The organism is Enterovibrio makurazakiensis (assembly GCF_050336585.1).
GTDB lineage: Bacteria > Pseudomonadota > Gammaproteobacteria > Enterobacterales > Vibrionaceae > Enterovibrio > Enterovibrio gelatinilyticus.
Window position 1 is genome coordinate 281,521 of sequence record NZ_JAKJSE010000005.1, and the last position, 12,623, is coordinate 294,143.

General features: G+C 46.5%; 11 protein-coding genes. 10 read left to right on the forward strand and 1 reads right to left on the reverse strand.

All coding sequences use genetic code 11. From position 1 onward, the window contains the following. Positions 1-255: 255 nt before the first annotated feature. Together asnS and L4D06_RS03455 are read left to right on the forward strand one after the other, a co-directional pair. Positions 256-1,656, forward strand: coding sequence for an asparagine--tRNA ligase (asnS, locus tag L4D06_RS03450; protein WP_429737902.1), 1,401 nt, complete (start codon positions 256-258; stop codon positions 1,654-1,656). Between the two features lie 395 nt (positions 1,657-2,051). Next, positions 2,052-3,245 carry an amino acid aminotransferase gene (locus L4D06_RS03455; RefSeq protein ID WP_274165412.1) on the forward strand — a complete coding sequence of 398 codons (1,194 nt, stop codon included), beginning with the start codon at positions 2,052-2,054 and terminating at the stop codon, positions 3,243-3,245. A gap of 98 nt (positions 3,246-3,343) precedes the next feature. Here the strand turns inward: L4D06_RS03455 and folE are convergent, their stop codons facing one another. Further along, positions 3,344-4,000, reverse strand: a complete 657-nt coding sequence (gene folE / locus L4D06_RS03460; RefSeq protein WP_274165413.1) for a GTP cyclohydrolase I FolE — start codon at positions 3,998-4,000, stop codon at positions 3,344-3,346. Positions 4,001-4,221: 221 nt separating this feature from the next. Between folE and moeA the strand changes: the two genes are divergently transcribed. The 8 genes from moeA to L4D06_RS03500 all read left to right on the forward strand — a co-directional run bounded on the left by moeA (position 4,222) and on the right by L4D06_RS03500 (position 12,594). After that, complete coding sequence (moeA, locus tag L4D06_RS03465; RefSeq protein ID WP_429737876.1) at positions 4,222-5,457, forward strand: molybdopterin molybdotransferase MoeA; 1,236 nt, start codon at positions 4,222-4,224, stop codon at positions 5,455-5,457. A gap of 109 nt (positions 5,458-5,566) precedes the next feature. Beyond that, the gene (gene moeB / locus L4D06_RS03470; RefSeq protein ID WP_429737877.1) at positions 5,567-6,316 is read left to right on the forward strand and encodes a molybdopterin-synthase adenylyltransferase MoeB; all 750 of its coding nucleotides are present in this window, start codon (positions 5,567-5,569) and stop codon (positions 6,314-6,316) included. 135 nt (positions 6,317-6,451) lie between these two features. Then, positions 6,452-8,071 (forward strand): putative bifunctional diguanylate cyclase/phosphodiesterase, encoded by a 1,620-nt coding sequence (locus tag L4D06_RS03475; protein WP_429737878.1) that lies wholly within the window; start codon positions 6,452-6,454, stop codon positions 8,069-8,071. Between the two features lie 225 nt (positions 8,072-8,296). Continuing rightward, positions 8,297-9,118, forward strand: a complete 822-nt coding sequence (locus tag L4D06_RS03480) for a phosphate ABC transporter substrate-binding protein (RefSeq protein WP_429737879.1) — start codon at positions 8,297-8,299, stop codon at positions 9,116-9,118. 97 nt (positions 9,119-9,215) lie between these two features. Further along, positions 9,216-10,130 carry a phosphate ABC transporter permease subunit PstC gene (gene pstC, locus L4D06_RS03485; RefSeq protein ID WP_429737880.1) on the forward strand — a complete coding sequence of 305 codons (915 nt, stop codon included), beginning with the start codon at positions 9,216-9,218 and terminating at the stop codon, positions 10,128-10,130. A gap of 4 nt (positions 10,131-10,134) precedes the next feature. Next, positions 10,135-10,980, forward strand: coding sequence for a phosphate ABC transporter permease PstA (gene pstA / locus L4D06_RS03490; protein WP_429737881.1), 846 nt, complete (start codon positions 10,135-10,137; stop codon positions 10,978-10,980). Between the two features lie 16 nt (positions 10,981-10,996). Then, positions 10,997-11,752 carry a phosphate ABC transporter ATP-binding protein PstB gene (gene pstB / locus L4D06_RS03495; RefSeq protein WP_429737882.1) on the forward strand — a complete coding sequence of 252 codons (756 nt, stop codon included), beginning with the start codon at positions 10,997-10,999 and terminating at the stop codon, positions 11,750-11,752. Between the two features lie 395 nt (positions 11,753-12,147). Further along, positions 12,148-12,594, forward strand: coding sequence for an META domain-containing protein (locus tag L4D06_RS03500; RefSeq protein ID WP_274165421.1), 447 nt, complete (start codon positions 12,148-12,150; stop codon positions 12,592-12,594). Positions 12,595-12,623 lie beyond the last annotated feature (29 nt).

The following is a 12,623-nucleotide window of genomic DNA, read 5'->3' on the forward strand; positions in this document are numbered from 1 at the left end:
CAAATTGAATCACTGCCAATAGCCCCTTGTCGTTCCCGAAATGACACATTTAGGTTGCTATCCCCTCTTTCCGCACCAAAGATCCACACTGTATTCGCTTAGATTTTCTCCGAACAGTACGGGCAAGCAATCCACGTAAATCAAGTATCTTGAGGTAGTTTGGCGATAAAGGTAAACTTGCCTGCTTAAGCGCGAATTATCCTAGCCTGATGACACGATTTGTCAGGCATTCTTCAACGGAGTTAGATGCAAATTATGAACTATATGCCTGTAGCAGACGTCCTGCGCGGCAAAACGGCAGTCGACACAGAAGTCACTGTCCGTGGTTGGATCCGCACCCGTCGTGATTCAAAAGCCGGTATCTCTTTCCTCGCCATTTATGACGGCTCTTGTTTTGATCCAATTCAGGCTGTTGTTTCTAATGAGCTGAATAATTATAAAGAAGATGTACTGCGTCTTACCACAGGCTGCTCTGTTGAAGTGACAGGTAAAGTTGTTGAAAGCCCAGGTCAAGGTCAAGCATTTGAACTTCAAGCAACTGACGTAAAAGTCGTTGGCTGGGTTGAAGATGCTGATACTTACCCAATGGCAAAAACTCGTCACTCTATTGAGTACTTACGCGAAGTTGCTCACCTGCGCCCACGTACCAACGTGATTGGTTCAGTTGCACGTGTTCGTAACTGCCTGTCTCAAGCGATTCACCGTTTCTACCATGAGCAAGGTTACTTCTGGGTTTCTGCGCCACTTATCACCGCTTCTGATGCAGAAGGCGCGGGTGAAATGTTCCGAGTTTCTACACTGGACATGGAAAACCTACCTCGCACAGACGAAGGTAAAGTGGATTTCAACGAAGACTTCTTCGGTAAAGAAACTTTCCTAACCGTTTCAGGTCAGCTGAACGCAGAAGCGTATGCATGTGCTTTGAGCAAAGTTTACACTTTCGGTCCAACGTTCCGTGCTGAAAACTCAAACACCAGCCGCCACCTAGCGGAATTCTGGATGGTTGAGCCAGAAGTGGCGTTTGCAGATTTGAACGATGTAGCAAGACTGGCTGAAGACATGCTGAAGTATGTATTCAAAGCAGTACTTGAAGAACGTCGTGATGACCTTGAATTCTTTGCTCAGCGCATCGACAAAGAAGCGATCACGCGTCTAGAGAAATTCGTTGACTCTGATTTTGCGCAAGTGGATTACACCGACGCAATCGACATCTTGCTTCAATCAGGCCAAACGTTTGAGAACCCAGTTGAATGGGGTATCGACTTGGCATCTGAGCACGAGCGTTTCCTTGCAGAGAAACACTTCCAAGCGCCTGTTATCGTGAAAAACTACCCGAAAGACATCAAAGCATTCTACATGCGCTTGAATGACGACGGTAAAACAGTAGCGGCAATGGATGTACTTGCACCAGGTATCGGTGAAATCATTGGTGGTGCACAGCGTGAAGAGCGTCTAGACGTTCTAGACTCACGTATGCGCGCAATGAACATCGACCCTGAGCACATGAGCTGGTATCGCGATCTTCGTCGCTACGGCACCGTACCACACGCTGGTTTCGGTCTAGGCTTTGAGCGTCTGGTTTCTTACGTAACAGGTATGGGCAACGTTCGTGACGTTATTCCATTCCCACGTACGCCACGCAGTGCAAACTTCTAATTTTTTGCATCGCTGATACGTTCTAATTATGTTTCGAAAGACCGCTGTTGTTATTAGCGGTCTTTTTTTATGTAATTTTCCCTCAAAACACCCCTCTCAGCCCACATCGTCTATTTCAATGCGCTTTTCCACACGCTGATAGATGATAAAAGTACGATTCAGAATCATTCATCCTTAGATATACAAGCAACCTGACGGACACAGGACTCGCGCGAAACTTGTCGAAAAGGTCAATAAGAACATGATTCCAACGGTTGCTAAAAAATGTGCGATTGATCGCGCGAATAGACAGATACAAAGAACAATAAAATTTCAGGAAATTTCGGTTTTATTACAACGGATCAAAATGGTATAAACAAAGGTAGTTCCCTTTACTAACGCCATGGATGAATGAGATGTTTGAAAAAATAGCTGCAGCCCCTGCCGACCCTATTCTAGGTCTTACTGAAGAATTCAAAGCAGATACACGCGCCGAGAAAATCAACTTGGGCGTCGGTATTTACAAGGATGAATCCGGTAATACACCTGTTTTAGCTACCGTTAAGAAAGCCGAAGCGTTTCTACTTGAAAGTGAAACCACAAAATCTTACCTAAGCATCCCAGGTACGCCTGAATATGGTTTAGCCGTACAAAAGCTGCTGTTTGGTAACGATGCATCTCTTATTGCAGATAAACGCGCACAAACAGCACAAGCACCTGGCGGTACAGGCGCACTGCGTGTGGCGGCGGAATTTATCAAGCGTCAACTTGGCGATGTAAAAGTATGGGTGAGTAACCCGACATGGGCGAACCACAACGGTGTATTTGCTGCGGCTGGCTTGGAAGTGGCATCTTACGGCTACTACAACGCAGAAACCAAAGACATGGATTTTGCAGCGATGCTGACAGATCTACAAACCGCAAGCGAAGGTGATGTGGTTCTTCTGCACGGCTGCTGCCATAACCCTACCGGTATCGACCCAGATGCCGCGCAGTGGCAACAACTGGCTGCACTGTGTAATGAGAAAAACCTACTCCCAATGTTCGACTTTGCCTACCAAGGTTTTGCGTCGGGCGTTGAAGAAGATGCAGCAGGCCTTCGCATTTTTGCTGATGCATGTTCAGAGCTTTTAGTTGCGAGCTCTTTCTCGAAAAACTTTGGCTTGTACAACGAACGTGTTGGCGCATTCACCATCGTTGGTAAAAATGCTGCTGAAACCGCAACCGCGTTTAGCCAAGTGAAAAGCATTGCACGCGTTATCTACTCTAACCCACCAGCGCATGGTGCTGCAGTTGTGACAGCGATCCTAAACGACGCTGCCTTGCGTGCAGAGTGGGAACAAGAAGTCGCGGATATGCGTGTTCGCATTCAAGAAATGCGCGAGCTATTCGTTGCTACCTTGAAAGAAGAAGGCGTGGAAGGTGATTTCAGCTTTATTCAACGCCAAAACGGCATGTTCTCTTTCTCTGGTCTAAACAAAGAACAAGTGACACGCCTGAAAGAAGAATTCGGTGTGTACATCGTAGGCTCTGGCCGTATCAGTGTTGCCGGCATGATGCGCTCTAACATGGGTCCACTGTGTAAAGCTATCGCTGCGGTTCTTAAATAATCATCGCACTAACCTCTAATAAAAAAGCGCCTTTCGGCGCTTTTTTTGTTTCTATTCCGGTTAATGGAAACCTATCTTGGGTACCACCAAACGTGGAATTAACCGACGCCGTGCAAAAACTCTGCTCGCGTGGAGGCATTCTGTTTGAAGTTACCACCCAACGCTGTCGTTGTCGTCGCACTAGTCGCATCCATCACTCCACGCGCTTTCACACAATAATGAGTCGCGTGCATGTGAACAGCAACATTCTCCGTCTCCAATAGCGTTTGCAGAGCCACCAAAATTTGACGAGTCAAACGCTCTTGAACCTGAGGGCGCTGCGCGAAGAAACGTACGATACGATTGATCTTCGACAAACCAATGATTTTGTTCTTAGGTAGATATGCGACAGTACACTTGCCATCAATCGTGACTAAGTGATGCTCACAGGTGCTGGTCATGGTGATGTCTTTCACTCTCACCATTTCGTCACAACCCATCTTGTTATCGATCACAGTAATCTTGGGGAAATTTGCGTAATCAAGTCCGGAAAACACCTCATCAACGTACATTTTTGCAATGCGCGCTGGTGTTTCAGTCAAACTGTCATCATCGAGGTCAAGATCGATAACAGACAAAATTTCCCGCATGTGATATTCAATTCGTTCTTTCTTTTCTTCCGCGGTCATTGTGGAGCCGGTCTGCATTGGTGTCTCAATACCGCGTGCGATAAGGGCTTCGCGGACTCGTGTTGCTGAATCGCTCAATGCTGTCATGGAAAATCCTTGAATTATTGCAATGTTGTTATCTAATTAATTACTCGTCATTCACAGACAAGGATCAATTTCTGTCAGATTTTTGAAGCATAGCGTTTATAGTAAAAAATTTACACCTCGAAATGCGTGTGGGCATTAGTTTCAGCGGCTAAAGTTTGCCATAATGCCCGCTTTATTCTGCGTATTGAGCATAAGTTGCTCGAAACTACTGAGAGTTCATTATGGGTTGCTGCGACACTCCTGGTTTGATGCCTGTATCAACGGCTATCGACATTCTTTTGGATCAAACCACCCCACTGACACAAACCGAAAACGTGTCACTGATTGACGCACAAAATCGCATTACGGCGGAAGATATTCGATCGCCTATCAATGTCCCACCTTTTGCTAACTCAGCAATGGATGGCTATGCCCTGCGCTGTGCTGATTTAGAAAAATCTCGCGCCCTCGTTTTGGCAGGTAAATCTTTCGCTGGTATTCCTTTTGAGGGCGATTGGCCTGAAGGATCCTGTATTCGCATCATGACCGGGGCTGAAGTGCCAGTAGGTGCAGATGCGGTCATTATGCAAGAGCAAACAGAAGTAGACGGCGATCAGATTACCTTTACTGCATCAGCGACCGCTCAACAGAACATTCGCCCTATCGGTGACGACGTTAAGCAAGGCGCTGTCGTTATTCCGAAAGGCACGCTGTTAACACCGCGAGAAGTGCCTATGCTGGCAACACTAGGTATTGCGAATGTCACTGTTATTCGCAAGCCCAAAGTTGCATTCTTCTCGACAGGCGACGAATTACGTCAAGTCGGTGAGCCTTTGGGTAAGGGTGAAATCTATGACAGCAACCGCTATACCATTCGCGCAATGCTGGAAAAGATGCACTGTGAAGCAATCGATCTAGGTGTGGTACCTGACTGCCCGGAAAAATTGCGACAAACATTTCTAAGTGCTGCAGACGATGCGGATGTCATCGTGACATCGGGCGGCGTCAGCGTCGGTGAGGCCGACTACACCAAAGACATCTTGGACCAAGAAGGGGAAGTTGGCTTTTGGAAAATCGCTATCAAGCCTGGCAAACCCTTTGCTTTTGGTACTGTTAAAGACGCGCTTTTCTGTGGATTGCCTGGCAATCCAGTGTCTGTACTGGTGACTTTGCACGTGCTTGTTCAGCCACTTCTAGCGAAACTAGCAGGACATACACAATGGCAGCAGAGCATCGCACTAAAAGCCAAAGCAGAAACGCGTTTCAAAAAAGCACCGGGTCGCACTGATTACCAACGAGCTATCTATCGCATGAACGAACAAGGTGAACTCGTTGTCGCATCAACAGGCAACCAAGGCTCTGGCGCATTTAGTTCGCTTTCGTTGGCAAATTGCTTTGCCATTCTTGAGCAAGATCGCGGCCACATAGAAGTGGGTGACTCAGTCATGGTTGAACCGTTTAGTGCAGTGTTGAACTAATCCTGCATTGAACTCGCCAACGAGGTCGCCGGTGTTTTAGCGTCACGCTAAAACACTCCCGGCCTCTCCCCACTCTTTGTACTCATCTACCCGAACGCTAAGGGACAACGTGGACATTCTCTCTCCCGAAGAAGAACTCAGATATAACCGCCAAATCGTGCTCAGACAATTTGATTTCGACGGTCAGGAGGCTTTAAAGCAAAGCCAAGTCCTTATTCTAGGTGCTGGCGGTTTAGGCTGTGCAGCAAGCCAATACCTTGCTGCTGCGGGAATTGGGAAAATAACGCTCATTGATGATGACCGCGTTGAACTATCAAACTTACAGCGACAAGTGCTTCACAATGACAGCACAATTGGTGAGCTGAAAGTAGAATCTGCGGCCAAAGCATTGCGTGTTCTCAACCCACATGTGAGTATCGACACCATCGAAAAACGGTTGGATGACAATGCCTTACTGGCATTAATCGAACAGCACAGTATCGTTATCGATTGTTCAGACAATATTGGCACACGAAACCAACTCAACCAACTTTGCTTCCGTTCAAAAACGCCTTTGATCAGCGGTGCCGCTATCCGTTTGGAAGGACAAGTAGCTGTCTTCACCTATGGAGAGAAAGAGCCTTGTTACCAATGCCTCAGCGCACTGTTTGGCGAACAGGTACTGAGCTGTGTAGAAGCGGGGATCTTATCGCCCGTCGTTGGCATCATTGGAGCAACCCAAGCACTTGAAGCCATCAAAGTCATATCAAAATTCTCACCAGCGCCAACAGGTAAAATAATGCTTTATGATGCACTGAGCAGCGAATGGCGGTCGTTTTCTTTGCCTAAGAATCCTAAGTGTGGTGTTTGCTCTACTTAACACTCGGTTTCAATTAAGCGACACAAATCTCAAAATGAGAAACATCTACTACAATTAGGAGGGTCTCTGTTGTTGCTTACCTGACAGCATCAACAGAGTGACGTTCCTTTTTTATGTGGGTGCATTGCAACAACGATGATAAAAACCCTATCTATTGTCCTTGTCATCATGGGTATGTTTGCGCTCCTTTCTGCGTTAAAGTCGTCGATCTCCTTATATCAACGTGATCGACGCCCTTCTACATTCAGTTTTGTTCCTGTCGTGCTTGGCTTCATCATTGGCTATATCTTGTATGCTGCCTTTCTATCGATGAAGCCAGAAATCACCTTTATCGAGTGCGTCGTTGCTGTCATTTTCTTTGGTGGCGGTATTTTCTGCGTCATGATATTTGGCGTCGTTTCTCAGAGTATGGAACGCATCGCTTTTGCTGAGTTCCAACAACGCCATAACGCCTCACACGACCGATTAACTGGCTTACCTAATCGACGATTTCTCCTCAAAACAATCAGCGAGCAAATCACCGATGACAGTACTATTCAGCAAAAACTTGCCTTAATCATTATTGATATTAATAACTTCAACAATTTAAACGAGGTGTTTAGTCATCAAAAAGGGGACGTTTTACTCGCTCAATTCTCAACACGACTGAAAGAGTACGTTGACGACGATATATTTCTTGCTCGTTCAAGTGGCAATCGGTTTACTTTGGTTCTTCTTAACCCTGAAAACACCAACATCCCAGCATACATTGAAGGCATGCAAGCGTATCTCGATCATCCACTTACCATCAACGATCATGATATGAACTTGACCAATACCGCTGGCGTTGCACTCTTTCCAGAACATGGTTCCAATGCTGAAGAACTGCTAAAACGCGCAGAGATTTCGATGTATAGCGCGAAACGTATTCAAGCGCCATACGCCATCTATGAACCCTCAAGAACCAGCCATTTTTACGATCAGACTGAATTAGCTGCCATGCTACACAATGCAATTTCGACAATGGATTTCGAACTTTACTTTCAACCCGTCATGAATGTTCAAACTCCAAACCAAACTACATTTGAAGCCCTCATTCGGTGGACGTTGAATGATGGATACATCGTACGCCCTGACGATTTCATTCCCATCGCCGAACAAACTAATGCTATCAAACAGATCACTCATTGGGTGTTGGAAACAGCAATTGCCCAGCTAGCTATTTGGCATTCACAAGGTATTTTTCCGCAAGTACAGGTGAATCTATCGGTCAAAGATCTGGAGGATAACAACCTGGAACCCTACTTAAAGCGATTATTGAAAACCTACGCCATTAACCCAGCCCAATTAACGTTAGAACTGACCGAAACCAGCATGATGCAAAATCCCTGCAAGGCGCGAGAAGTCCTCGAAAAAATCAAAAAACTGGGCGTTTCGCTAAGCATCGATGATTTTGGTACGGGCTTCTCATCGCTATCAATTCTTAGCAATATGCCCATAGATGAAATAAAAATCGACCGCAGTTTCGTGACAGACTTACTCTATAGCAGTAACCACGAAGCCATTGTTAGGTCGACAATCTATCTTGCACACAGCCTTGAATGCCGTGTCGTTGCAGAAGGTGTAGAGACCGAGGCATTAGGCCAGTATTTGATGTCCATTGGGTGTGACAAGATACAAGGCTATTGGTATGGACGTCCGATGACTTTGGCCCAGACGGATGCTTGGCTACATGAATCTCACTTAGTTAACTTCAGAGTTGCTAGCCAAAACTAAGCCTGCACCTGAGTCGCTCCAAATGTTAAGAATCACCTCCGTTCTCCCCTCGTTTATTCGTTTACCTAACTATTCGCACACAAAACAAACGATTCATTTATGAATCACTCGTCTCGTCATTAATGCTTCAAATTAGTGAAACATAGCTGTCATAAAACTCTCCTAAAGTTGCTTTCGTTGACTCATACAGCGCCTCACCAAAAGGCAACCCAAAGGAAAGCGACAATGAAATCAAACGTATTTTCTGCATTGTGCGTAGCAAGCGCATTGATGGCCACAACCGCTTCAGCGCAACAAACAATCACTGTTTCCGGCTCAACCTCAGTGACTGAAGTAATGGAAGTACTTGCCGAGACTTACCACAAGCAAAACAACAGCACATTTATTGAAGTGCAAGGCACGGGGTCTTCTGCGGGAGTTAAAGCGGCAAAAAACGGCACCTCCATGTTTGGTATGGCCTCTCGCGAATTGAAGGAATCAGAAAAAGAATCATCAATCACTGAAACCGTAATAGCACGTGATGGCATCGCTGTCGTAGTCAACAACGCCAACCCGCTAATTGACCTCACTGTTGAGCAAATCGCCAAAATTTATCGCGGAGACGTTAAGAACTGGTCAGACGTTGGTGGCGAGAACAAACCTATCGTTGTTGTGACCCGCGATACTGCTTCAGGCACACGCGGTGCGTTTGAAGACATCATGAGCCTTAAGCGAAAAATCAACGGCATGTCTGTCTCAGCCATTTCCCAACGCGCTCAGGTCGGTAACGGCAATGGTGTAGTGAAAACCATCGTCGCTAACAATCCATTTGCTATCGGCTACATCTCTCTAGGCTCTATCGACACGTCTCTTAAAGCCGTTAAGGTTAACGGCGTATCACCAACATCAGAAGCGGTGGCTGCAGGCACATACCAAGTTGCGCGTCCGTTCTTGGTGCTCAATAAGGTGGGTAATCCATCACCTGAAGCCGAAGAGTTCCTGACATGGATCATGTCTGCAGACGGCCAGAAAATCGTCTCAAACCAAGGCTACGTGCCAGTCAATTAATCAAACTTAATCACTAACCATATTGGCCCAACTCGTTTCTAGTTGGGCCACGTTAACAAACTTCCTCAATGCCAAAACTGGCATCATGGAGTGAACCATGACCACCATACATCAACACGTTATCGAACCCCTTCCGGCAGGTAAGCTCGGTCGAGGTAAAAACCGCGACTGGCGTGAAGAGTTTTTCCGCGCCCTATTTCTCACTGCTGCCGCGCTTGGCGTGTTGTCTCTCGCCACTATTGGCTTTTTCATTTTCCGTGAAGGGATTCCTGCCATTCAGCAGGCTGGCCTTGTCAACATAGTGACAGGTTCGGAGTGGCTCCCCCCTGCTCTTTACGGCATTGCCCCAATGATTGTGGCATCGCTAGCATCAACCGCTGGCGCTGTCGCCATCGGCGTTCCCGTTGCTGTACTAACAGCAATTTTCATAGCCGAAGTCGCGCCTAAGTGGCTAGCCAACATTATTCGTCCAGCTGTCGAGTTACTGGCTGGCATTCCATCGGTGGTTTACGGTTTCTTTGGCCTAGTGATCATCGTTCCTATGATCCAAGACATTTTCAACGTACCTGCTGGCAACACACTGCTTGCGGGCATTATCGTGCTTGCCGTGATGATACTTCCCACTGTGATTGCAGTGTCTGAAACATCGTTGCGTGCCGTACCTAAAGCCTACAAAGAAGGCTCCCTTGCGCTCGGCGCATCACCGATGTTCACAACGTTTAAGCTACTCATTCCAGCAGCGCGTTCAGGCATTATGACAGGTGTTATTTTGGGCATTGCCCGCGCTCTCGGTGAAACCATGGCCATCATCATGGTGATGGGCAATGCACCGGCAATGCCTGAGGGTATTCTTGAATCAGCACGTACGTTAACGGCAAACATCGCACTAGAGATGTCCTACGCGTCTGGCATTCACGCCAATGCGCTCTACGCCACAGGCATCGTTCTCTTGGTATTCATCATGATTTTGAATGCTGCCCTGCTATACCTAAACCAAGAAAAAGCGAAGTAACCCCATGATGACACGTCAATTCAAAGACAAACTTTCGCTAGTCACCGTTTGGCTAGCTGCAGGCATGACCGTCGGATTTCTGTTTTGGATCATCTGGTACATTTTAAGCAACGGTTTGCAATACGTGAACTGGTCATTCATCACAAGCGACTACAGCCGTATTGGGGAAGAGTCTGGCATCTGGCCAATGATTGTCTCCACCATTTACATGGTTATTGCGTCTATCTCTATCGCAGCGCCGATCGGCATCATGACCGCCATCTACCTCACCGAATACGCCAAGCTCGGTAGCAAATGGGTAAAAGTGATTCGCTTTTGTACGGAGTCCCTTGCAGGCATTCCGTCAATCATTTTCGGTCTATTTGGTATGACATTCTTTGTCGCCGTGTTGGGACTAGGCTTCTCGATTCTATCAGGCGCATTAACGTTAAGTATTTTGATTCTGCCTGTCATTATTCGCACAACCGAAGAAGCGCTGATGGCAGTGCCAAACACTTACCGTGAAGGCTCCTATGGACTAGGGGCATCGAAAATCTACACCATTTGGAAACTCATACTACCGAGTGCGATGCCGGGCATCGTGACTTCCATCATTTTGAGTGTAGGACGCGTTATTGGCGAGTCTGCCCCCGTTTTTCTAACTGCAGGTATGGTCGCCCGAATCCCAGAAAGCGTGTTGGATTCAGGCCGTACCCTCACCGTACATTTGTATAAATTGACTCAGGAGCTCTACACCGTCCACGAGTGGCACCAAGCTTACGCCACTGCAACGGTACTGATTGTTGTCGTACTGCTTATCAACATGATGACCAAAATCATCGCTAGCAAATTCAGCAAAGCCATTTATTGAGTCTGGAAGAATAATCATGAACAAATTCAACATTGAAAACCTAAACCTGTTCTACGGTAACGGCGCAAACCACGCATTGAAGAATATCAACCTACCGATCCCGAATAAAAAAGTGACGGCGTTGATTGGCCCGTCTGGCTGCGGAAAGTCCACACTATTACGTTGCCTGAATCGCATGAATGATCTCATTGAAGGCGTGAAAATTGACGGTCGCTTGGATATGGATAACGAAGATGTTTATGGCAACATCGACATTGCAAACCTTCGCATTAAAGTTGGTATGGTGTTTCAAAAAGCCAACCCATTTCCAATGAGCATTTATGACAATGTTGCTTACGGTTTGCGTGCCCAAGGCGTCAAGGATAAAAAAACACTGGATACAGTCGTTGAAAAGAGTTTGAGAAGCGCTGCCCTTTGGGATGAAGTGAAAGACAGGTTGAAGTCCCATGCGTTTGGTTTATCAGGCGGCCAACAGCAGCGTCTATGTATTGCCCGAACCATAGCCATGGAACCCGAAGTTATTCTAATGGATGAACCAACGTCTGCACTTGACCCTATTGCGACCAAGAAAATCGAAGATTTGATGGAAGAATTGAAAAAGAACTACACCATCGTCATCGTGACACACTCCATGCAACAGGCTCGTCGTATCTCAGACCGCACCGCTTTCTTTTTGATGGGTGAACTGATTGAACATGACGATACACACCAGTTATTTGCCAACCCTCGTGATCAGCGCACGCGTGGTTACGTGAATGGCGATTTCGGCTAACGGATCAATTTTTTCTACTTAGCCAAACATCCTCATACTAATAGGGTGGAAATCGTAATAACAATGCCGTGATAAGAATCCCTAAAGCTCTCACTTCAGTGAGAGCTTTTTACTATCTTTTTAAGCAACCGCTCTCGATTCACTCTGCTGGTTCTCCCCATATTGCGCCGGTATATCACCAACAAAAAATGACCGAAATGACCTACTCCATTCAGATTTAACAGATTTCTGACCTTATCCGCTGATTTGGTAAGCAATATACCCGCGCAGCCCCGAAATACTGGGGTATAATAAGCACAATGTTCTTCATGACACCGTGTTTGAGTTACGAGGAAACTTTCCTTCATCGGCACTGTCTTTAATACATGCATTCAGTGACATATCTGGAGTAACAAATGAAAAAAATGGCAATTGCAATGCTGGTTGCACCAGCAATCTTAGCAGGCTGTGCAACCAGCACTTCAGCACAAAACGACGCTATGGATGTTTCTGTTGTCAACATGCAGCACCACAACTGGATTCTGGAAAGCGTTGATGGTCAGCCATTAAACCTTCCAGAAGGTTTTGCTGCGCCAAGCTTAGAGATTGGTGAATCATTCACTGCTAATGGCCATGGCGGTTGTAACCGTTACTTTGGTCAAGGTGAACTGAAGGAAGACCAATTCCGCATCGATAAAATGGCAAGCACTATGATGGCATGCCCAGAATCAGCAATGGATCTCGAAGGCGTAATGACCAGTGTATTAGGTGATTGGAGCGACGTGACGCTGACTAAACAAAAACTCGTTCTGAAAAATGGCGAGCATGTACTGTCATTCCAGCTGCGTGATTGGGTGAACTAACTCCCCCTCGATAACCAGTTACAGGTATA